The sequence below is a fragment of the Bradyrhizobium daqingense genome (genome assembly GCF_021044685.1).
Classification (GTDB): domain Bacteria; phylum Pseudomonadota; class Alphaproteobacteria; order Rhizobiales; family Xanthobacteraceae; genus Bradyrhizobium; species Bradyrhizobium daqingense.
Genome location: NZ_CP088014.1, coordinates 627303 through 648690, shown reverse-complemented (window position 1 = coordinate 648690; position 21388 = coordinate 627303). Strand labels below are relative to the sequence as shown.

At 65.5% G+C, this 21388-nt stretch carries 16 protein-coding genes and 1 pseudogene; 12 read left to right on the top strand and 5 right to left on the bottom strand.

Annotated elements, in window-relative coordinates:
* Window positions 1-72: 72 nt before the first annotated feature.
* Window positions 73-2862, bottom strand: a complete 2790-nt coding sequence (locus LPJ38_RS02935; protein ID WP_145638403.1) for a [protein-PII] uridylyltransferase — start codon at window positions 2860-2862, stop codon at window positions 73-75.
* Window positions 2863-3050: 188 nt separating this feature from the next.
* Here LPJ38_RS02935 and LPJ38_RS02930 point away from each other — a divergent pair, with 188 nt between their 5' ends.
* The 5 genes from LPJ38_RS02930 (at window position 3051) to LPJ38_RS02910 (ending at window position 7410) form a co-directional block, all read left to right on the top strand.
* Window positions 3051-4022 (top strand): aliphatic sulfonate ABC transporter substrate-binding protein, encoded by a 972-nt coding sequence (locus LPJ38_RS02930; RefSeq protein WP_167520600.1) that lies wholly within the window; start codon window positions 3051-3053, stop codon window positions 4020-4022.
* A 213-nt stretch (window positions 4023-4235) separates the two neighbouring features.
* Window positions 4236-5081 carry an ABC transporter permease gene (locus LPJ38_RS02925; RefSeq protein ID WP_145638407.1) on the top strand — a complete coding sequence of 282 codons (846 nt, stop codon included), beginning with the start codon at window positions 4236-4238 and terminating at the stop codon, window positions 5079-5081.
* Between the two features lie 3 nt (window positions 5082-5084).
* Window positions 5085-5870: an ABC transporter ATP-binding protein gene (locus LPJ38_RS02920; protein ID WP_145638409.1), complete on the top strand. Its 786-nt coding sequence runs from the start codon at window positions 5085-5087 to the stop codon at window positions 5868-5870.
* Window positions 5871-5924: 54 nt separating this feature from the next.
* Complete coding sequence (locus LPJ38_RS02915; RefSeq protein WP_145638411.1) at window positions 5925-6434, top strand: OsmC family protein; 510 nt, start codon at window positions 5925-5927, stop codon at window positions 6432-6434.
* 178 nt (window positions 6435-6612) lie between these two features.
* Complete coding sequence (locus LPJ38_RS02910) at window positions 6613-7410, top strand: hypothetical protein (protein ID WP_145638413.1); 798 nt, start codon at window positions 6613-6615, stop codon at window positions 7408-7410.
* Between the two features lie 132 nt (window positions 7411-7542).
* On the opposite strand, the gene mutS is transcribed toward LPJ38_RS02910, so the two are convergent.
* Window positions 7543-10281: a DNA mismatch repair protein MutS gene (gene mutS, locus LPJ38_RS02905; protein WP_145638415.1), complete on the bottom strand. Its 2739-nt coding sequence runs from the start codon at window positions 10279-10281 to the stop codon at window positions 7543-7545.
* 341 nt (window positions 10282-10622) lie between these two features.
* Here mutS and pcaF point away from each other — a divergent pair, with 341 nt between their 5' ends.
* From pcaF to LPJ38_RS02875, 6 genes and pseudogenes are all read left to right on the top strand, one after another.
* On the top strand, window positions 10623-11831 hold the full coding sequence (gene pcaF, locus LPJ38_RS02900; protein ID WP_145638417.1) for a 3-oxoadipyl-CoA thiolase: 1209 nt from the start codon (window positions 10623-10625) through the stop codon (window positions 11829-11831).
* Between the two features lie 119 nt (window positions 11832-11950).
* Window positions 11951-12844 (top strand): dioxygenase family protein, encoded by an 894-nt coding sequence (locus tag LPJ38_RS02895; protein WP_145638678.1) that lies wholly within the window; start codon window positions 11951-11953, stop codon window positions 12842-12844.
* A gap of 127 nt (window positions 12845-12971) precedes the next feature.
* Window positions 12972-13673 (top strand): protocatechuate 3,4-dioxygenase subunit beta, encoded by a 702-nt coding sequence (gene pcaH / locus LPJ38_RS02890; protein WP_060737385.1) that lies wholly within the window; start codon window positions 12972-12974, stop codon window positions 13671-13673.
* Window position 13674: 1 nt separating this feature from the next.
* Window positions 13675-14289 (top strand): protocatechuate 3,4-dioxygenase subunit alpha, encoded by a 615-nt coding sequence (gene pcaG, locus LPJ38_RS02885; protein WP_404438395.1) that lies wholly within the window; start codon window positions 13675-13677, stop codon window positions 14287-14289.
* 254 nt (window positions 14290-14543) lie between these two features.
* Window positions 14544-16231, top strand: a pseudogene (locus LPJ38_RS02880) (methyl-accepting chemotaxis protein).
* Between the two features lie 46 nt (window positions 16232-16277).
* Window positions 16278-17366, top strand: a complete 1089-nt coding sequence (locus tag LPJ38_RS02875) for a phosphotransferase (protein ID WP_145638419.1) — start codon at window positions 16278-16280, stop codon at window positions 17364-17366.
* Window positions 17367-17504: 138 nt separating this feature from the next.
* On the opposite strand, the gene LPJ38_RS02870 is transcribed toward LPJ38_RS02875, so the two are convergent.
* From LPJ38_RS02870 to LPJ38_RS02860, 3 genes are read right to left on the bottom strand one after another with little or no spacing between them, the layout of a single operon-like run.
* Entirely contained in the window at window positions 17505-19061 is a 1557-nt protein-coding gene (locus LPJ38_RS02870) for an MDR family MFS transporter (RefSeq protein WP_145638421.1), read from the bottom strand.
* A 4-nt stretch (window positions 19062-19065) separates the two neighbouring features.
* Window positions 19066-20229 carry an HlyD family secretion protein gene (locus LPJ38_RS02865; protein WP_145638423.1) on the bottom strand — a complete coding sequence of 388 codons (1164 nt, stop codon included), beginning with the start codon at window positions 20227-20229 and terminating at the stop codon, window positions 19066-19068.
* A complete protein-coding gene (locus LPJ38_RS02860) occupies window positions 20222-20704 on the bottom strand; it encodes a MarR family winged helix-turn-helix transcriptional regulator (RefSeq protein WP_145638425.1) in 483 nt (160 codons plus the stop codon). Before LPJ38_RS02860 ends, LPJ38_RS02865 begins: the two co-directional genes overlap by 8 nt.
* Window positions 20705-20861: 157 nt before the next feature.
* On the opposite strand from LPJ38_RS02860, the gene LPJ38_RS02855 reads away from it, so the two are divergent.
* Entirely contained in the window at window positions 20862-21356 is a 495-nt protein-coding gene (locus LPJ38_RS02855) for a Fur family transcriptional regulator (RefSeq protein WP_008540524.1), read from the top strand.
* The last annotated feature ends 32 nt before the right edge of the window (window positions 21357-21388 follow it).

Sequence of the window (21388 nt, the reverse complement as noted above, 5' to 3'; positions counted from 1 at the left end):
TTCCGGGCCTGGCCCTTCGGGCCATCCCGGAATGACGAGAGGAGATAGTTCTTGCGGGACCTTCCGCCCGCCTCACGCCGCCGGCTGCACCGCCTTGTCGCCGGCCATCACATGGGTCAGCGCGCTCTTGATCGCGGCCTGGCGCGTCGGGGCGTTGATCTGTGCGCCCAGGAGATCGGTGACGTAGAACACGTCGCGGGCGCGCTCGCCGAAGGTCGCGACATGGGCCGAGGCGATGTTGAGGTTGAGCTTCGAGATCGCCGTGGTCAGCTCGTAGAGCAGGCCGGGTCGGTCGAGCCCGGAGACCTCGATCACGGTGTAGCGGTCGGACCATTGGTTGTTGATGGTCACTTCCGGCTCGATCACGAAGGGCTTCGCCTTGCTACGGACCGTGCGCCGCGCCACCACTTCGGGCAGGCGCAGTTTGCCCTCCAGCACGTCCTCGATCATCTCGCCGATGCGCGTGGCGCGCCGTCCCTCATCCTCGTCGCGGTCGTATTCCCGGGAGATCGAGATGGTGTCGAGCGCGCGGCCGTCGGTCGTGGTGTAGATCTGGGCGTCGACGATGTTGGCGCCGGCCGAGGCGCAGGCGCCGGCGATGATCGACAGCAGCCAGGGATGGTCGGCGGCGAAGATCGTCAGCTCGGTGACGCCGCGCACCTCGTCGAATCCGACATTGATCGCGAGCTTGTGGCCGGCCTGTTCGCTGGAGCGGACGAAGCGGGCGTGGCGGATCTTGCGCGGCAGCTCGACCTTGAGCCAATAGGCCGGATAGTGCCGGCCGATATAGGCGTCGAGCTCGTCCTCCGGCCATTCGGCAAAAGCCATGCGGAATTCGGCGTAGGCGGCCGCGAGGCGCTTGCCGCGATCGACCTCCGAGAAGCCGCCGGTCAGCACCGGCTCGGTCTCATAATAAAGAGAGCGCAAGAGCTGCGCCTTCCAGCCGTTCCACACGCCGGGGCCGACGCCGCGGATGTCGGCGGTGGTGAGGATCGTCAGCAGCTTCATCTGCTCGACCGACTGCACCACGGCGGCGAAATTCTCGATGGTCTTGCGATCGGAGAGGTCGCGCGACTGCGCGACCGTGGACATCGTCAGATGCTCCTCGATCAGCCAGGCCACGAGCTCGGTATCGGCCGGGCTGAAGCCGAGCCGCGGGCACAGCCGGCGCGCGACCTTGGCACCGGCGATCGAGTGATCCTCGGGCCGGCCCTTGGCGACGTCGTGCAGCAGCGTTGCGATGTAGATCACCGCGCGGTGCTCGGGCCGCGTCTTGCGCATCAGGTCGCTGGCGAGCGCGAACTCCTCGATGCCGCCGCGCTCGATGTCCTGGAGGAAGCCGATGCAGCGGATCAGGTGCTCGTCGACGGTATAGTGATGATACATGTTGAACTGCATCATCGAGACGATCTTGCCGAAGGCGCGGATGAAATGGCCGAGCACGCCGGTCTCGTTCATCCGCCGCAGCACGGTCTCGGCGCCGTTCGAGGTCAGGATCTCCATGAACAGCCGGTTGGCCTCGGGATTCTCGCGCAGCTGCGCGTTGATCAGGCCGAGCGAGCGCGTCACGTCGCGCATCGCATCCGGATGGAAGGCGAGATTGTTCTTCTGCGCCAGGCGGAAGATGCGGATCAAATTGACCGGATCGTGCTTGAAGACGTCGGGCGCGGCGACGTTGATGCGGTTGTTGTCGACGATGAAGTCGTCGCTGTCGGGGACGCGCCGCTTCACGGTGCTGGGCCGCAGCCGCGCCATCATCCGGCTCAGCACCGGCGCGGGCTTGGCCTGCTGGTCCTCGAGCTTGGCGCAGAGGATGGCGGTGAGGTTGCCGACTTCCTTGGCGACCAGGAAGTAGTGCTTCATGAAGCGCTCGACGTCCTGCATGCCGGGATGCGAGGTGTAGCCGAGCCGGATCGCGATCTCGCGCTGGAGGTCGAAGGAGAGGCGCTCCTCGGCGCGGCCGGAATAGAAGTGCAGATTGCAGCGCACCGACCAGAGGAAGTCGGCGCAGCGGCGGAAGCTGCGATATTCCTGGGCGTCGAACACGCCGCGCTCGACCAGCTCGTCGGTGTCGCGGACGCGATAGACGTACTTCGCGATCCAGAACAGCGTATGCAGGTCGCGCAGGGCACCCTTGCCGTCCTTGACGTTGGGCTCGACCAGATAGCGCGACTGGCCGCCGCGGCGGTGCCGCTCCTCGCGCTCGGCGAGCTTTGCGGTGACGAATTCGGACGCGGTGCCCTGCACCACCTCCTTATCGAAGCGCTCGACCAATTCGTCATAGAGCGGCTTGTCGCCGGTGAGGAAGCGCGTCTCCAGGATTGCGGTGCGGATCGTCATGTCGCCGCGCGCCTGGCGGATCGATTCATCGACCGAGCGCGTGGCGTGGCCGACCTTCAGCCCCATGTCCCAGAGGCAATAAAGGATGGCCTCGGCGACCTGCTCGCCCCAGGCGGTCTGCTTGTAGGGCAGGATGAACAAGAGATCGATGTCGGACTCGGGAGCCATCAGGCCGCGGCCATAGCCGCCGGTCGCCACCACCGCCATGCGCTCGGCGCCGCTCGGGATCGGCGAACGGTAGAGGTGGCGGGTCGCAGCCGAATACAGGATGCGGATGATCTCGTCCTGCACGTGGCACAGCCGCTCGGCGCAGCGGCGGCCGTGACGGTCCTTCAACAGGATCGCCTGTGCCGCGGCGCGCGCCGCGATCAGCTCGGCCTTAAGCAGTTGCGCCACGGCAGTGCGGAACGCGTCCTCGCGGCCCTCGTGCTTTTCAGCGAGGGCGTCGACCGCGGCGGTGATCCGCGCGGTGTCGAAGCGGTCATCCGTCTGTGGCTTCTGCTCGGTCGCGACGCTGTCCATGTCTCACCGGATATAAGAGGCGACCGGCGCTGTCACCCGCCATTCTCTGGCAATAGTCGTTCCATGCTGGAAAAGTCCGGCTTCGGGCAAATCTGTTCTCAGCCATCCCGCTTTCGAGGGTCGGATTTTCTCGTTGATTTCCATATATAACTCATTGGAAAACAATAAAGTTTTTCAGGAGGCTGGGCATGACCAGGATTACACGACGCATTCTGCTGGCGGGAGCTGTGGCTCTTGCCGTGACCCCTGCGGCGCGGGCCGCCGATCCACTCAAGGAAATCCGCATCGATTGGGCCACCTACAATCCGGTGTCGATGGTGCTGAAGCAGAAGGGGCTGCTGGAGAAGGAGTTCGCCAAGGACGGCATCACCGTCACTTGGGTGCAGTCGGCGGGCTCCAACAAGGCGCTCGAATTCCTCAACGCCGGCTCGATCGATTTCGGCTCGACCGCCGGCTCGGCGGCGCTGGTCGCCCGCATCAACGGCAACCCGATCAAGTCGATCTACGTCTATTCGCGCCCTGAATGGACCGCGCTGGTCACGGGCAAGGACTCCAAGATCGCTGGTATTGCCGACCTCAAGGGCAAGCGCGTCGCGGTCACGCGCGGCACCGATCCGCACATCTTCCTGGTGCGCGCGCTGCTCAGCGCCGGCCTCACCGAGAAGGACATCACGCCGGTGTTGCTGCAGCACGCCGACGGCAAGACCGCGCTGATCCGCGGCGACGTCGATGCCTGGGCCGGCCTCGATCCAATGATGGCGCAGGCCGAGGTCGAGGAGGGTGCCAAGCTGTTCTACCGCAAGGCCGACGCCAACACCTGGGGCATCCTCAATGTGCGCGAGCAGTTTCTGAAGGACCATCCGGAGGTCGCCCGCCGCGTCCTCGCGGTCTATGAGGAAGCGCGAAAATATTCGCTGGCGAATTACGACGAGCTGAAGAAGACCTTCATCGCGGTCACGAAACTGCCCGAGGCGGTCGTCGACAAGCAGCTCAAGGAGCGCACCGAGCTGACCCACAGCCGCATCGGCGTGCCCCAGCGCGAATCCATCCTCGCGGCCGGCCTCGCGCTCCAGCAGGCGGGCGTCGTCGACGCCAAGGTCGACGTCAAGGCAACGCTCGACGCCCTGATCGACGACCAGGTCCCGCTGCCGACGAATTAGTGCAGGGAAGAGGCAGGCGCTCCACATTCCGCCGTCGTCCCGGCGAAGGCCGGGATCCGTAACCCCAGGGAGGGGTTATGGCGCGAGGGCGGTCACTCCGAGTCCCCGTAACCACGTCTCCTTGTGGTTATGGGTCCCGGCCTTCGCGGGGACGACGGCGGAGAGTGTAGCAACACGGTTGCATTCCCGCGCCAGACGCGCTTCCTACCGGCCATGATCTCCGACGCGCCCGTCCTGCAACGAACGTCTGATACGGCCGAAAGCGCCGTCGCCCCCTCGCGCCTGTCGCGCTATGCGCGGCCGCTGCTGGGCGTGGTGCTGCCGCTGACGCTCGCGCTCGGCTGGGAGCTCGTGGTGTGGCTGGGCTGGTCCAACGGCCGGCTGGTGCCGCCGCCCTCGCGCGTGTTCGCCACCATCAGCGAGCTCGCCGGTTCCGGCGAGCTGGTCCGCCACATCGCCGCGACGCTGTGGCGCGTCGGGCTCGGTTTTGCGTTCGGCGTTGTCGCAGGCACGCTGCTGGGCGCCATCTCCGGCTATTGGTCGCTGGCGCGGCGGCTGCTCGATCCGACCGTGCAGGCGCTGCGCGCGATCCCATCGCTCGCCTGGGTGCCGCTATTCATCCTTTGGCTCGGCATCTTCGAGACCTCGAAGATCGCGCTGATCGCGGTTGGCGTGTTCTTCCCGGTCTATCTCGGCGTGATGGGTGCGATCCTCTCGGTCGATCGCAAGATCGTCGAGGTCGGCCGCACCTTCCGCCTCTCCGGCCCGGCGATGATCCGCCGCATCCTGCTGCCCGCGGTGCTGCCGGCCTATGTCGTGTCCTTGCGCGTCGGACTTGGCCTCGGCTGGATGTTCGTGGTGGCGGCCGAGCTGATCGGCGCCTCCGAAGGCCTCGGCTATCTCCTGCTCGACGGCCAGCAGCTCGGCAAGCCCGCGCAGATCCTGGCCGCGATCGTGATCTTCGCCATCCTCGGCAAGCTCACGGACTGGCTGATCGAAATTGCCGCGGCCCCCTTCCTGCGCTGGCAGGATGCCTTCGTCCGCACGAAGGGGAATTAAGCGATGTTGGCGCTCGACCGGGTCAGCAAGACCTATCCCAACGGCGTCGAGGCGCTGGCGCGCTTCTCCGCCGAGATCCGCCAGGGCGAGATCATCGCCATCATCGGCGGGTCGGGCTGCGGCAAGTCGACCTTGCTCCGCGCCATCGCCGGTCTCGATCGCGCCTCCTCCGGGACGGTGACGCTCGACAACGAAGCGATCAGTTCGCCGCACGCCAAGATCGGCATCATCTTTCAGGAGCCGCGGCTGTTGCCCTGGCTCAGCGTCGCCGACAATATCGGTTTCGGCCTTGCCGATCTGCCCGCGGCCGAGCGGCGCGAGAAGGTGGCGCGTGCGCTTGCGCGCGTCGGGCTCGCTGACAAGGCGCAGGCCTGGCCGCGCGAGCTCTCCGGCGGACAGGCGCAGCGCGTCGCGATCGCGCGCGCACTGGTGCCGCAGCCGGAGGTGCTGCTGCTCGACGAGCCATTCTCGGCGCTGGACGCCTTCACCCGCCGCGACCTGCAGGATCATCTGCTCGACCTCTGGGCCGACACGCGGCCGACGCTCATCCTCGTCACCCACGACGTCGATGAGGCCGTGGTGCTGGCCGATCGCGTGCTGGTGATGCGGCCGCGACCGGGCCGGCTGTTCGACCAGATCGAGGTCAATCTCGGCCGGCCACGCGACCGCAACTCGCCGCTGTTCGAGAACTTCAAGCGGAGTGTGCTGACGGCTCTCGACCGTTCGCTCGACCGCAGCGTGCCCGACCGGGACGCAACCCAGGGTCCCGGCGAGGCCATGTGGTGGTGACATCTTCTCGGTAAGCCGGTACATCGAAGGGCGATTTTCCGGGAGAGAACGACAATGGATGCCGCAGAACTGCGTCAGATGCAGGCCCCGATCAAGGAACGCTACAAGACCGACCCGAAGGCCGCGCTGATCACGCTAAAGGCGAAGGGTTCGACCGACAGCGACGGCATCGCGTGCAAGGTCGAGACCGGCCGCGCCATCGCGATGGCGGGCCTGCATCCCGCAACCGGCGGCTCCGGCCTCGAGCTCTGCTCCGGCGACATGTTGCTGGAGGCGCTGGTCGCCTGCGCCGGCGTCACGCTGAAGTCGGTGGCGACCGCGATCGAGGTGCCGCTGAAGACCGGCAACGTTTATGCCGAGGGCGATCTCGATTTCCGCGGCACGCTCGGCGTCGACAAGGAGACCCCGGTCGGCTTCGCCGAGATCCGCCTCCGCTTCGAGGTCGACACCGATGCACCGCAGGACAAGCTCGACCTGCTGCTGAAGCTCACCGAGCGTTATTGCGTGGTCTATCAGACCATCAAGAACGGCCCGAAGGTTTCGGTATCGATGCAGCGGATGTGACTCTCTGTACCCTCCCCTGGAGGGGGAGGGTCGATCGCGCGCAGCGCGAGCGGGGTGGGGTGATCTCTCCACTCGGGCACTGTGTCCGTCGAGAGACTGTCACCCCACCGCGGTTCATATTTCGCTGCGCTCAATATGAGCCGACCCTCCCCCTCCAGGGGAGGGTAAGAAGCCAACAATGTCCCCCGAACTCCACTTCATCATCTTCCTCCTGCTGCGCATGGCGATCGCTGCGGCCTTCGTGGTGTCGGCCTCTGTCATCACCGAGCGCTCCGGACCGGTGATCGGTGCGCTGGTCGCGACCTTGCCCGTGTCGGCCGGACCCTCCTATGTCTTCCTCGCGATCGACCATGACGCCGCCTTCGTCGCGCAAGGCGCGCTGGCGAGCCTTCCCATCAACGCGGCAACGATCTTCATGGGCCTCACCTATGTCGTGCTGGCGCAGCGGCAGAGCTTTGTCGTGAGTGTCGCGAGCGCGATCGGAGTCTGGATCGTGCTTGCGTCCATCGTCCGCCTGTTCGACTGGTCGCTTGCCGCCGGCCTCGCGGTCAACGTCGTCGCCTTCGGCATCTGCATTCCGCTGCTTGCAAAATATCGCCATGTGAAGATGCCGCTGGTGACGCGCCGCTGGTACGATATTCCGTTCCGCGCGGCGCTGGTGGCAACGCTGGTTGCGATCGTGGTGTCGACCTCGGGCTGGGTCGGTCCACGTGTCTCCGGCGTGATCGCGCTCTACCCGATCGTGTTCACCAGCATGATGGTGATCCTGCACCCGCGCATCGGCGGCCCCCCGACCGCCGCGGTGCTCGCCAATTCCGCCTGGGGCCTGCTGGGCTTTGGTATGGCGATTGCGGTGCTGCACGTCGCCGTCACGCACTTCGGCTCGGCGATCGGTCTCAGCCTTGCGCTCGGCACTTGCGTTGTCTGGAATCTGACGCTGTGGGCGATCGGACGAAGGAAGCGGCTGGCGCACTAGCCTCCGTCATTGCGAGGAGCCCGCGTCAAAATTGCGAAGCAATTTTGCGCTGGCGACGAAGCAATCCAGACTGCCGCCGCTGGAATATTCTGGATTGCTTCGCTTCGCTCGCAATGACGATCGAAGGCCCTTTCACGACTTCGGCAGCTTCGCCTTCAACGCATAGAGCGCATCGAGCGCCTCGCGCGGGGACATCTCGTCCGGTTGCAGCGCCTTCACGGCTTCCATCAGCAGCTCCGCCTCGCTCGGCGGTGCGGCTTCCGCGGCGGCGCGCGAAGGCACGGCGAACAGCGGCAGGTCGTCCACCAGCGCCCGCGCGGTCTGGCCGCGGTCCTGCGCTTCCAGCTTGGAGAGCACCGATTTGGCGCGCGTGATCACGGCCGGGGGCAGGCCCGCGAGCTTCGCCACCTGGATGCCGTAGGAGCGGTCGGCCGAGCCCGGCAGCACCTCGTGCAGGAACACGACATTGCCCTGCCATTCCTTCACGCGCACGGTGGCGTTGAACATGCGCGGCAGCTTTGCCGCGAGCGCAGTCAGCTCGTGATAATGCGTCGCGAACAGCGTCCGGCAGCGATTGCTTTCGTGCAGATGCTCGATCGCGGCCCAGGCGATGGAGAGGCCGTCGAAGGTTGCGGTGCCACGTCCGATCTCGTCGAGGATTACCAGCGCGCGCTCGCCGGCCTGATTGAGGATCGCGGCGGTCTCGACCATCTCCACCATGAAGGTGGAGCGGCCGCGGGCGAGATCGTCGGCGGCGCCGACGCGCGAGAACAGGCGATCGACGATGCCGATGCGCGCGCGCGTGGCCGGCACGAAGCTGCCGATCTGCGCCAGCAGCGCAATCAGCGCGTTCTGGCGCAGAAAGGTCGATTTGCCGGCCATGTTGGGACCGGTCAGCAGCCAGAGCTGACCGGATTTTTGTGCGGGCGCCGGCGAGAGATCGCAGGCATTGGCGATGAACGGCTCGCCATTGCGCTTGAGGGCCTGCTCGACCACGGGATGGCGGCCCGCCTCGATCGCAAAGCCCAGCGAGCCATCGACCTCGGGGCGGACATAATTCTCGTCGACCGCCAGCTTGGCGAGCGAGGTCGCAACGTCGAGCAGCGCAAAGCCGTGCGCGGCGGCGCGCAAGTCTTCGCTGATCTCGAGCGCCTTGGCGCAAAGCTTCTCGAAGATCTCGAGCTCAAGGTTGAGCGCGCGGTCGCCGGCATTGGCGATCTTGGCCTCGATCTCGCCGAGCTCGGCGGTCGTGAAGCGCACCTGGCCCGCCAGCGTCTGGCGGTGGATGAAGGTCGCGTTCAGCGGTGCCGACATCAGCTTGTCGCCGTGCTGCGCGGTGACCTCCACGAAGTAGCCGAGCACGTTGTTGTGGCGGATCTTCAGGCCCTTCACGCCGGTCTGGTCGGCGTAGCGGGCCTGCATCGAGGCCACGACCAGGCGCGAGGCGTCGCGCAAATTGCGCGCTTCGTCGAGCGCGGGCTCATAGCCCTGACGCACGAAGCCGCCATCACGCTTGATCAGCGGCAATTGCTCGTCGAGTGCGCTGGCGAATTCAGCCGCGAGCGCGCGCGACGGCTTTTGGAGCGCCGCCATCACCGCCGCGATCTCCTGCGGCGGCTGGTCCAGTTCGCCAAGCCGCGCCAGCGCCTGATCGGCGGCGATGATGCCATCGCGCAGACCTGCGAGGTCCCGCGGGCCGCCGCGGCCGACCGAGAGCCGGGCCAAGGCGCGCGACATATCGGGCGCGCCGCGCAGGATACTGCGGATGTCCTCGCGCGCCGCGGAATCGGCAACGAAGGCGCCGACGGCATCGAGCCGTCGCGCGATCGCCGGCGCATCCGTCAGCGGCGCCGCCAGCCGCTGCCCCAGCAGGCGCGAGCCCGCGGAGGTCACGGTGCAGTCGATGGCGTCGAGCAGCGAGCCGCGGCGTTCGCCGGCGAGCGTCCGCGTCAGCTCGAGATTGGCGCGGGTGGCGGGATCAATCGCCATGGTCGCACCCGAGGCTTCGCGCGCGGGCGGCGACAGCGGTGGATGCTTGCCGACCTGGGTGCGATCGACATAGGTGACGGCGGCGGCTGCAGCCGTGGCTTCGAGGCGGGTCAGCTGCGCCAGCCCGTCCATGGTCGCGACCGCGAAATAATCGCACAGCCGCTTCTCGGCGGTGGCGCCGTCGAACACGTCGCGGGTCAGCGGCGTCACCGCCGGCAGCTCGCGCAGGGTCTGTCCGAATTCGCTGTCGTTATAGAGTGCGTCGTTGACGATCGCCTCGTTCGGATTGATGCGCGCCAGCGTCGCGGCGAGCTCGCCGCCGGAAGCTTCCGTCACCATGAATTCGGCGGTCGAGATGTCGATCCAGGCGAGGCCGAAGCGGTCACCGCCCGTCGAGGAGCGCGCCCGCGCGATCGCCAGCAGGTAGTTGTTGGCACGCGCGTCCAGCAGCGTGTCCTCGGTCAGCGTGCCCGGTGTGACCAGCCGCACCACGCCGCGGCGTACCACGCTCTTGTTGCCGCGCGCCTTTGCTGCCGCGGGATCCTCGGTCTGCTCGCACACGGCGACCCGGTGGCCGGCCGAGATCAGGCGATGCAGATAGTCCTCGGAGCGCTCGACCGGCACGCCGCACATCGGAATGTCGGCGCCCTGATGCTTGCCGCGCTTGGTCAGGACGATGCCGAGCGTCCGCGAGGCGATCTCGGCGTCCTCGAAGAACAATTCGTAGAAGTCGCCCATCCGGTAGAACAGCAAGAGGCCCTGATGCGCCGCCTTGATCTCCAGATATTGTTCCATCATCGGCGTGACGCGCGCGATGGCTTCGGCCGGCGAGGCAGGCACTTCTTCGGGGGGTGGTGCTTGGATCGGCTGTTGCATTGTCATGGGCGGCGCAACCTACAAAATTTCGGCACCTGCTCCTATTGGTTTGGCCGGCATGAGCGGGTTTTCCACGCTGTCCGCGTGGCGGAAGCGGCTGCCACATTTTCCGCGTCATTCCGGGATGCGCCGCCAGGCGCAGGCCCGGAATCCATACCCTCCGGCTCGTGGTTATGGATTCCGGGCTCGCGACGTCGTCGCGCCCCGGAATGACGGCTGAGTTTCCTGACGGTCAGTCGAATACGCCACCCGCGAAACCGTCAATTGACCTGCCGCGGGCGCCCTCCTAAAACTCCGCCGACATTGAAAGAAATTGGGCCGGATCGCGGCATTCAGGGAGAACAACGATGCGTGACGTCTTTATCTGCGATGCCGTGCGGACCCCGATCGGCCGTTTCGGCGGCTCGCTCGCCAAGGTGCGCGCCGACGATCTCGCCGCTGCCCCGATCAAGGCGCTGATGGCCAAGCATCCCAAGCTCGACTGGGCGCAGGTGGATGAAGTGTTCTTCGGCTGCGCCAACCAGGCCGGCGAGGACAACCGCAACGTCGCGCGCATGGCGCTGCTGCTTGCGGGCTTGCCGGATTCGGTTCCCGGCCAGACCCTGAACCGGCTCTGCGCCTCCGGCCTCGATGCGGTCGGTGCGGCCGGGCGTGCCATCCGCTCCGGCGAGATCGAGCTCGCGATCGCCGGCGGTGTCGAGTCGATGACGCGCGCGCCCTTCGTGATGGGCAAGGCCCAAGAAGCCTTCTCGCGCTCCGCGGAGATATTCGACACCACGATCGGCTGGCGTTTCATCAATCCGCTGCTCAAGGCACAGTACGGCGTCGATGCGATGCCCGAGACCGGCGAGAACGTCGCCGAGGAATTCCAGGTCTCGCGCGCCGACCAGGATGCCTTCGCGATCCGCTCGCAGCAGCGCGCCGGCAAGGCGATCGCAGCGGGCTACTTCGCGGAAGAGATCACACCAATCACCATTCCCGGCGGCAAGGCCGGCCCCATCACGGTCGACAAGGACGAGCACCCGCGTCCCGAGACCACCCTGGAAGGTCTCGCCAAGCTGAAGCCGATCGTGCGCAATCCCGGCACGGTCACCGCCGGCAACGCCTCCGGCGTCAATGACGGCGCCGCGGCGATGATCCTGGCCTCGGAAGCAGCCGTGAAGAAGCACGGCCTGACGCCGCGCGCGCGCATCCTCGGTCTTGCTTCGGCCGGCGTGCCGCCGCGCATCATGGGCATCGGCCCGGTGCCCGCGACCCGAAAGCTGATGGAGCGGCTCGGCAAGAAGATCAGCGATTTCGACCTGATCGAGCTGAACGAGGCCTTCGCCTCGCAGGGCATCGCCTGCATGCGCCAGCTCGGCGTCGCCGATGACGCCGACTTCGTCAATCCGCATGGCGGCGCCATCGCGCTCGGCCACCCCCTCGGCATGAGTGGCGCGCGTCTCGCGCTCACCGCCGTGCACGGCATGGAAAAGCGCGGCGGCAAGCTGGCGCTCGCCACCATGTGCGTCGGCGTCGGCCAGGGCGTCGCGGTCGCGATCGAGAAGGTGAATTGACGGTCCACGAAGTGGACCGTCATCCCGGAGCCGCTCGTTAGAGCGGAATCCGGGATCTCGAGATTCCGGGTTCAGCCCTGTCGGGCTGCCCCGGAATGACGAGCGATCGGGAGGCGACCATGATCATCGCGCGCGAGCAGGACGTCACGGCCGCGGTCTTGGCCGTGATGGAGCGAACCTCCGATCCGCGAATGCGCCAGATCATGATCTCGCTGGTCAAGCATCTGCACGGCTTCGTTCGCGACGTCCGCCTGACCGAGAAGGAATTCCGCGACGCCACGGCCGTGATCGCCGAGCTCGGCAAGCTGACGACCGACACGCATAACGAAGTCGTGCTGATGGCGGGTTCGCTCGGCGTCTCGCCGCTGGTCTGCCTGCTGAACAATGGCGACAACGGTAATACCGAAACCGACCAATCGCTGCTCGGACCGTTCTGGCGCTTGAACTCGCCGCGTGTGGAGAACGGCGGATCGATCGTGCGGTCCGAGACCCCGGGTGCGCCGCTGTTCGTCAACGGCCGTGTCGTCGACAGTGAAGGCAATCCTGTCGCCGCCGCAGAGGTCGACGTCTGGCATGCTTCGCCCGTCGGACTCTATGAAAACCAGGACCCCGATCAGGCCGACATGAACCTGCGCGGCAAGCTAACGACCGACGCCGACGGGCGCTTCGCGTTCCGCTCGGTGATGATGGTCGGCTATCCCATTCCGATCGACGGCGTGGTTGGCCGCCTGTTGAAGGCGCAAGGCCGGCACCCGTATCGGCCTGCGCATCTGCATGCCCTGGTCTTCAAGCCAGGATTCAAGGTGCTGATCTCGCAGGTCTATGATCCCAACGATCCCCACATCGACAGCGACGTGCAGTTCGGGGTGACGCAGGCGCTGATCGGCAATTTCGTGCGCCATGAGACGCCGCATCCGAGCGTGACCGAGGTCACCGGGCCCTGGTATTCGATCGATCACACCTACCGGCTCGAAGCCGGCGAAGCGGTGTTGCCGCGTCCGCCGATCAAATAACGCGTCCCGTGTCGGATGCGGACCCTGAAAGGGGTGCCAAACCCGCTTCCCCAAATTAGTTATATCCTATAATGATTGGTGGAAGCGTTGACCGGCCGGATCGAACAAGGCCGGGGAGGAGTTCGCCATGACATTCATCTATCCCGTCGACAGCAACAAGGCGCATCCGCTGCCGCTGTCGCCCGAGTACAAGAGCTCGATCAAGCGTGCGCCGAACAAGCCCTTGATCCCGATGCGCCACACGCTGTCGGAGCTGACCGGCCCGGTCTACGGCCACGAGACCGTGCGCGAGGGCGACAGCGACCTCACCACCCAACATGCAGGCGAGCCGATCGGCGAGCGCATCATCGTGCACGGCCATGTACGCGACGAGGACGGCCGGGGCGTCGCCAATACGCTGGTCGAGATCTGGCAGGCCAATGCCTGCGGGCGCTACGTGCACGTTCGCGACCAGCATCCCGCACCGCTCGATCCGAACTTTACCGGTGCAGGCCGCACCGTCAGCGATGCCGCCGGCTACTACCGTTTCGTCAGCATCAAGCCCGGCGCCTATCCCTGGGGCAATCACCACAATGCCTGGCGTCCGGCGCATATCCATCTGTCGGTGTTCGGCCATTCCTTCGTCACGCGGCTCGTGACGCAGATGTATTTTCCGAACGACCCGCTGTTCCCGTTCGATCCGATCTTCAACTCGGTGCCGGACGAGAAGGCGCGGGCGCGGATGGTCTCCTCGTTCGATCTCGAGAACACCCAGCCCGAATGGGCGCTGTGCTACCGCTTCGACATCGTGCTGCGCGGCAAGAACGCCACCCCCATGGAGACCAAGTAACGTGCAGGACAACGTGCAGGAAATCGCAAAGGACAACGGCATCACCCCATCGCAGACGGTCGGTCCGTTCTTCAAATACGGCCTGACGCCGAACGGCGAATATGCCTGGAACGATGCGTTCACCAACTCGACCTTGACGCCCGACGTCTCCGGCAGCCGTATCCGCATCGAGGGCCGCGTGTTCGACGGCGACGGTGTCGCCGTGCCCGATTGCATGCTGGAGATTTGGCAGGCGGATGCGCAGGGACGTTTCGCTGACCCCCAGGACAAGCGTGCGCTGCCGAATGCGAGCTTCCGCGGCTTCGCCCGCTGCGGCACCGACAAGGACGGCAATTACGCGTTCGAGACCATCAAGCCCGGGGCCGTTCCCGATCCCGACGGCAAGCCGCAAGCGCCGCACATCCTGGTCGCGGTGTTTGCCCGCGGCATGCTGCGGCACCTCTACACCCGCATCTATTTCAGCGACGAGGCCGGGAACGCGGCCGATCCCGTGCTGGCGCTGGTGCCGGCCGACCGCCGCGCCACGCTGACCGCGGTGTGCGAGGCCGGCAAGCCGGTTTATCGACTCGATCTGCGGCTCCAGGGCGACAACGAAACGGTGTTCTTCGACGTGTGAGGCAATGCGCGCCCGGCGGCCTGGTCACCGGTCGCGCGTTTCTCATTTCGTGCATTGACGGCCGGCGCTGCGTTGCGTCAGGCATTCTCGCCACGTTTGTGCGTCAGCCTGGCTGACTCAAAATCGATGGCTTGACGCTCAATTCCCGTAGTTGTGCGGAGTTCGCGCGATACAATTCCGGCGCGAAGCAATTCCGTATTTACCGTATTCGTTTAGGGTCACTCCGGTTTCGACACGCACACCGGATTATTTTCATGAAATTTCGTCTGTCGTTGTCTTCAGCGATCATTGCGTTCGGGATCGTTCTCGCCATCGGCTTCACGGCCGTCGTCTCCACCAGCCTCTACACCCTGCGCGAGCTCAAGGTCGGAGGCCCGCTCTATTCGGACATCAAGCTCGGCAACGACTTGATCGCCGATATCCTGCCGCCGCCGGAATACATCATCGAGGCCTATCTCGAGGCCACCCTCGCCATGCGCGAGCCGGACCAGCTTGCCGCCCATGGCGAGCGCCTGGTCCAACTCCGCAAGGATTACGACGAGCGCAAGGCATTCTGGGTCTCCTCCAGCCTCGCGGCCGATCTGAAGACCGCGCTGGTGTCCAAATCCGATGCCGAGGTACAGAAATTCTGGAAGGCGTCCGACCAGCTCCTTCCGGCCTCAAGGCCAAGGATGCGGCCGCTGCCGAGCGCGCCTATGCGCAGCTCAAGGAGGCCTATACCGCGCATCGCGCCGTCATCGACAGCATTGTCGAGAACGCCAACAAGCAGAATGCCGCGATGGAGAAGCTGGCCGCGGACCGCGACAGCTCGATGCTCTACATCCTCCTTGGCGTCGCCGCCGCCGTCCTCGCCTTCATAGCCGCGGGGCTGCTCGGCGTCGCGCTCGGCGTGGTGCGTCCGATCGTGCGCATGACGGACACGATGCAGAAGCTCGCGACCGGCGACCTCGCCGCCGAGATTCCTTTCGCGCACCGCCGGGACGAGGTCGGTTCGATGGCGGGTGCGCTCGTGGTGTTCAAGCAGGCGGCGGTCGAGAATTCCCGCCTGCGCGAGGAGCAGTTGCGGCAGGAGCAGGAGGCTGCGCTGGCCAAGCGCGGCGCCCTGCATCAGATGGCCGAGACCGTTGAACGCGAGACCGGCCGCTCGGTCGATACCGCGAGCGCAGCGAGCCACGGCGTCGAGCGGGCCGCCACCAGCCTGTCCGAGATCGCAAGCTCGCTCTCGGCACAGTCGCAGGCGGTTGCTGCAGCCTCCACCCAGGCCCTCGGCAGCTCGCAGACCGTCTCGGCTGCGGCGGAAGAGCTGAGCGCCTCGATCCGCGAGATCGCGAGCCAGGTCGCGCGGACCAGCATGGTCACCAAATCTGCGGTTGCCGGCCGCGAGCAGGCGCGGTCGACCATCCAGGCATTGGCCGGTTCGGTCAGGAAGATCGCCGAGGTCTCCGACCTCATCGGCGGCATCGCCGGCCAGACCAACCTCCTGGCGCTCAACGCCACGATCGAAGCGGCGCGCGCCGGCGAGGCCGGCCGCGGCTTCGCCGTGGTCGCCGCCGAGGTGAAATCCCTGTCCGACCAGACCGCAAAGTCCACCGAGGAGATCACGCGGCTGATCGCCGAGATCCAGACCTCGACGCAGGCCGCGGTCGATGCCGTCGAGACCATGGGCGGACACATCGTCGAGATCGACGGCGTCGCGACCTCGGTCGCTACTGCGATGGAGCAACAGGATGCCGCGACAAGGGAGATCACGCGGTCGATCTCCGAATCGGCTTCCGCGGCGCAGGAGGTTTCGGTCAAGATCGGCAATGTCAGCCGCGACGCCGCCTCCGTGAACGAGCGCGCGGCGGAGGTCAGGCAGGCGATCGCCGGCATGTCGGCCAATCTCGAACAGCTGCGGTCGGTCGTGGTGAGGACGGTGCGGGACTCGACCGCGGCGGCTTGAGCGGGGCGATGCCTGCCGCTGGTGCCGGCGGTTGTGATCGTGCAGTATGGCGCGGCACGGGGGCATCGTGGTTATGGCATCTCCACAATTGCCGGCGGTCGTTGAGCCCGCCCGACTGACAGCTGCGTTGCGCAAAGGCGGCGTGCTGGACGCTGGCGCGGTGCGCGAGGTGAAGGTGCTGCATCAGCACCCGGCCATGGTGTCGCACGTCATCCGACTTGGGCTGCGTTATGTCGGGGAATCCGCCGGGGCCCCGCACTCCGTCATCCTCAAGATGCCGCATTCAGTCTATGCCAAGACGCTGGCCAATTCCGGTCGGCAGGAAGTGGCCTTCTATACTCACCTTGCGCCGAACATGCCGCCGCAGATCGTGCCGCGCTGCTACGATGGCCATTTTGACGAGGAGAACCAGGCCTGGCATCTCCTGCTCGAGGATCTCACCGACAGCCATGAGATCGCAGCCGACTGGCCATTACCGCCCTCGCGCGATCAGGCGATGGCGATCGTCTCGGCGCTCGCCCGGTGGCATGCATCCTGGTGGGACCACTCCGGTCTCGGCGAAACCGTCGGTACCTGGGCGAGTCCCGACGATAGCGCGAAGCTCATGGATACTTTCGCGAGTCATTATGATCGCTTCGCCGATCTGCTCGGTGACCGCCTCAGCGAGGAGCGGCGTATCCTATACCGGCGCTTTATCGAGAAGGCGGAGCTGCTGCTGCAACGCTACCATTCGCATCGCCACGTGACCATCGCGCACGGCGATGCCCATATTTGGAATTTCCTGCTGCCGCGCTCGGGCGTCACGGATACCGTTCGCATCTTCGACTTCGACCAATGGCGCATCAACGTGCCGACGAATGACCTCGCCTACATGATGGCCACACAGTGGTATCCGGAGCGCAGGCAGGCGCTCGAGCGGCCTTTGCTCAACCATTATCACCAGACGCTGATGCAGCACGGTGTTGCCGGCTACACCCGAGGCACACTCGACCAGGACTATCGCCGATCGGTGCTCTGGCACATCACCAAACCGGTCTGGCAGTGGAGCATCAACATCCCGCCGCTGATCTGGTGGAATAATCTGGAGCGGGTGTTTGCGGCGGTGGATGATCTCGGCTGCGAGGAGCTGTTGTAACGCTGTTGTGTCCCAGGCGCGCTGCAGCAGGTAACGCTGCGCCGCAGAACCGGGGACCCAGCGTGCCGCAAGTATGGGCCCCGGGTCAGCAGCGCATCACTTGCGTGCTGCGCTGCGTCCGGGGCGCGAGGTGTCTGCCTACTCCATCACCGCGTGCTCCGGCCCGGCCGCCTGCTTGCGCAGCGTGGCCTTGGTGGAGCCGATCAGCAAGGCGAGCGGGATGGTGCAGAGGATGAAGACCATCACCAGCTGATAGTCATGCGCGAAGGCGATGATCTGCGCCTGCACGCTGACCATCCTGTCGGCCATGGCTCGCCCGGTTTCAGTGGACAGATTGATCATGCCGCTGACGCCGGGCATCTGCAGCGCGTGGTTGAAGGGATTGATGTGCTCGGAGAGGATCGCATAGGACCGGCGCGTTCCCTGCGTCAGCTCGGCGATGACGACGGAAATGCCGACCGAGCTTGCGACGTTGCGCATCAAGGTCAGCATCGCGGTGCCGTCGGTGCGCAGCTCGTTCGACAACGTCAGGAACGCCACGGTCGAGAGCGGGACGAAGACGAGGCCGAAGCCGAAGCCCTGGATCACGCTGACGGTGACGATCTCCGGCACCTGCGTCAGGTCGGTCCAGCCGGTCATCTGGAACAGCGATCCCGCGGTCAATGTCAGGCCGGCGACGATCAGCGTGCGCGCCTCGAAATAGCGCATCATGCGGCCGACCAGCATCATGGCGAAGAAAGTGCCGATGCCGCGGGTCGCCAGCAAAAGGCCGGCGGTGATGATGGGATAGCCGATCACGTTCTGCATGTAGGGTGAGGCCAGCGCCATGGTCGAGAACAGCACAAGCCCCATCACGACCATGAACAGGCAGCCGGTGACGAAGTTGCGGTCCCGAAACAGGCCGAAGCGGATGAACGGCGTCGAGGTCGTGAAGGAGTGCGCGAGAAAGAAGTAAAAGGCCGCAGCAGAGACGATGAATTCCGCAATGATCTCGTTCGATTCGAGCCAGCCCAATTGCTCGCCGCGGTCGAGCGCGAGCTGCAGCGCGCCGATCGCGACCGCCAGTGCTGCGAAGCCGAACCAGTCGAATCTGAGGCTCATATCCTTCTTCGTCTCGTCCATGAAGACGATCAGTCCGAGCACGGTGATCGCGCCGAACGGCAGGTTGACGAAGAACACCCAGTGCCAGGAATAGGTCTCGGTCAGCCAGGCGCCAAGCGAGGGCCCCATGATCGGGCCCATCATCACGCCCATGCCCCAGATCGACATCGCCTTGGCGCGCTCCTGGAGGGAGTAATAGTCGAGCATGACCGACTGCGACAGCGGCACCAGGGCCGCGCCGAACACGCCCTGGAGCAGGCGGAACAGCACCATCTGGTTGATGTCCTGCGCGAGCCCGCACAGCACGGAGGCGAAGGTGAACCCGGCCGAGCAGATGATGAAGATGCGCTTGCGTCCGAAGCGGTTGGCGATCCAGCCCACCGGCGCGGTCATGATCGCGGCGGCGACGATGTAGGAGGTCAGCACCCAGTTGATCTGGTCCTGCGAGGCCGACAGCGTGCCCTGCATGTAGGGCAGGGCAACATTGGCGATGGTGGTGTCCAGCGCCTGCATGATGGTCGCGGTCATGGCGCAGATCGTCACCATGTTCCGGCGCAGGCCGGGGACCATCAGGCTGGCATCGGGGCCGGACACCGGATCAGTCCTTGTCCTGGTTCGCTGCCGCCGACAGGCCGAAGAGACCGGCGAGCGAGCGCTGGTGGCCGGTGTCGATGGTAGCATAGACGCTCATGCCGGCTTTCAGCTTCCGCACATATTCGTCGGTCTCGTCGAAATAGATGCGGACAGGCACGCGCTGCACCACTTTCACGAAATTGCCCATGGCGTTCTGCGGCGGCAGGATGGCGAACTGGGCTCCGGTACCAGGCGAGAGCGAGCCGATCTTGCCTTTGAAGACGTGGTTCGGGAACGCATCGACCTCAAGCGTCACCGGCTGTCCTTCGGTCACGTAGGTGAGGTCGCTCTCTTTCGGGTTGGCGTCGACCCAGGGATGGGCGATGTCGATGATGGAGAACACTGGCGTACCTGCGACGACATAGCGGCCGAGCTGGATCTGCTCGACCTGCGTCGCCACGCCATCCATCGGCGCGCGCAATACAGTGTGTTCGAGATTGCGCTGGGCGTCGTCCAGCTTGGCTTTCGCCTGCGCATAGGGCGGGAATTGCTCGAGCGGCAGGTCGGGGTTGCCGAGCAACTGCGTCTTGGCGTTGGAGAGCTGCTGCTTGATGTATTGCGCCTGCGCGCCGGCGGTGACCAGTGCATTCGACGCGTTGTCGAGATCGAGCTGGGAGCCGTAATTGTTCTTCACCAGGGCCTGCTTGCGCTCGACATCGCGCTGCTTCAAATCGATGCCCTGCTGGGCGAGATTGAGCATATCGCCGTAGATCTTGATGTTGGAAACGAGATTGTCGTAGGTCGTCCGGGCCTGCGCGAGTTGCGCCTTGGCTTCTTCGAAGGCATGACGGAACGGAACGGGGTCGATTTCGAACAGCTCGTCGCCCCGCTTGACCGTCTGGCCTTCTTTCACGATCACCTTCTGGATTTTGCCGGAGATGTCGGGCGTCACCAGTACCTTCTGTGCGCCGACATAGGCATTGTCGGTGCCGACATAGCGGCCGCCATGCAGATACAAAGCGAGGCCGCCGATCACGACGACAACAGGCAGGACGACGAGAAGCAGGAAGCGGCGATAGCGCCGCAGGCCCGCCACCAGGCGGCGGCGCGGATCCGTGCCGGCTTTCTTCGTCGGCTTGCCGCTCTCGGTCTTCTGCTCGGGCTGGAACTTGAGAACCTGATCAGCCATAGCGCTGCTCCTTACGTGCTTGTTCCGCGCCGCTGGTTTGGGTGGCGTTCCGCACGTTCTCCTTGATCGTTTCCAACTGGGTGAGGAGACGGTGGGCATCGGCCGGGCTGATGCCGTCGAGCGCGTTGGCGGTGATCTCGGACCTGAGCCCGCTCATCCGTCCCAGCAGTTGCCGGCCGGCCTTCTTCAGGTAGAGCCGCTTGACCCGGCGATCCGAGGCGTCGTTGCGGCGCTCGATCCAGTCGTTGTCGCAGAGCTTGTCGATCAGGCGCGTCAGCGTGATCGGCTGCATCTCCAGGAGCTCGGCGAGCTCCGACTGCTTCATGCCCTCGCTGCGCTCGACCTTGGCCAGTACCGCCCATTGCGCCCGGGTAATGCCGAAGCGCGACGCCTCCTTGTCGGCATAGACGCGCAGCAGCCGATAGAGCTCGGCAAGCGTGAACAGGAAGTTCTGGTCGACAGACCCGCGGGTCATGAGCTTGGTCTCCAATGAGCTTGGAATATAATAAGCAAGCTTATGATTTCTGCGCTGCGGATTCGCGGGAGCCTGCCCCGCAACGGAAGCATGGCTGTCAGCCATCCGCAGGGTCGCGCTTTGGGTTCCCCCGCCGAAATGCTAGAAGCGAGGCCGCATGACCCTGGCAAAGCCTGCTTTTCCCGCGCCTGACCACGATCACGGCCGCTGCACCGCGGATGCGCTGGCGCATGCCGAAGCGGTCTGTCGGCAGCGCGCGCAGAAGTTCACGCCGATCCGTCGTCAGGTGCTGGAGGCGCTGCTCTCCAGCCACCGTCCGCTCGGTGCCTACGAGGTGATCGACGAGCTCGCCAAGTCGATGGCGCGGCCGGCGCCGATCACGGTCTATCGTGCCCTCGATTTCCTGATGGCCAACGGCCTCGTGCACCGCATCGAAAGCCGCAACGCCTATCTCGCCTGCGCCGCCCACGACCACGACGCGACCTCGGCGGTGGCGTTCCTGATCTGCGAGCGTTGTGGCCTCGTCGGCGAGATTCCCTCGGCATCCTTCGCCAAGGACCTCAATGCCGCCGCACGCAGCTCAGGCTTCGCCCCCAAATTGTCTGTGGTGGAGATCACGGGCGTCTGCACCCATTGTCAGAAAGCTGCCTGAAGCAACAACGGCGCAAAGCCGGTCATCGGAAA

Coding starts and splice junctions, on each gene's coding strand:
- LPJ38_RS02935 (WP_145638403.1), bottom strand. CDS start 2,862: ATGGACAGCGTCGCGACCGAGCAGAAGCCACAGACGGATGACCGCTTC.
- LPJ38_RS02930 (WP_167520600.1), top strand. CDS start 3,051: ATGACCAGGATTACACGACGCATTCTGCTGGCGGGAGCTGTGGCTCTT.
- LPJ38_RS02925 (WP_145638407.1), top strand. CDS start 4,236: ATGATCTCCGACGCGCCCGTCCTGCAACGAACGTCTGATACGGCCGAA.
- LPJ38_RS02920 (WP_145638409.1), top strand. CDS start 5,085: ATGTTGGCGCTCGACCGGGTCAGCAAGACCTATCCCAACGGCGTCGAG.
- LPJ38_RS02915 (WP_145638411.1), top strand. CDS start 5,925: ATGGATGCCGCAGAACTGCGTCAGATGCAGGCCCCGATCAAGGAACGC.
- LPJ38_RS02910 (WP_145638413.1), top strand. CDS start 6,613: ATGTCCCCCGAACTCCACTTCATCATCTTCCTCCTGCTGCGCATGGCG.
- mutS (WP_145638415.1), bottom strand. CDS start 10,281: ATGACAATGCAACAGCCGATCCAAGCACCACCCCCCGAAGAAGTGCCT.
- pcaF (WP_145638417.1), top strand. CDS start 10,623: ATGCGTGACGTCTTTATCTGCGATGCCGTGCGGACCCCGATCGGCCGT.
- LPJ38_RS02895 (WP_145638678.1), top strand. CDS start 11,951: ATGATCATCGCGCGCGAGCAGGACGTCACGGCCGCGGTCTTGGCCGTG.
- pcaH (WP_060737385.1), top strand. CDS start 12,972: ATGACATTCATCTATCCCGTCGACAGCAACAAGGCGCATCCGCTGCCG.
- LPJ38_RS02875 (WP_145638419.1), top strand. CDS start 16,278: ATGGCGCGGCACGGGGGCATCGTGGTTATGGCATCTCCACAATTGCCG.
- LPJ38_RS02865 (WP_145638423.1), bottom strand. CDS start 20,229: ATGGCTGATCAGGTTCTCAAGTTCCAGCCCGAGCAGAAGACCGAGAGC.
- LPJ38_RS02860 (WP_145638425.1), bottom strand. CDS start 20,704: ATGACCCGCGGGTCTGTCGACCAGAACTTCCTGTTCACGCTTGCCGAG.
- LPJ38_RS02855 (WP_008540524.1), top strand. CDS start 20,862: ATGACCCTGGCAAAGCCTGCTTTTCCCGCGCCTGACCACGATCACGGC.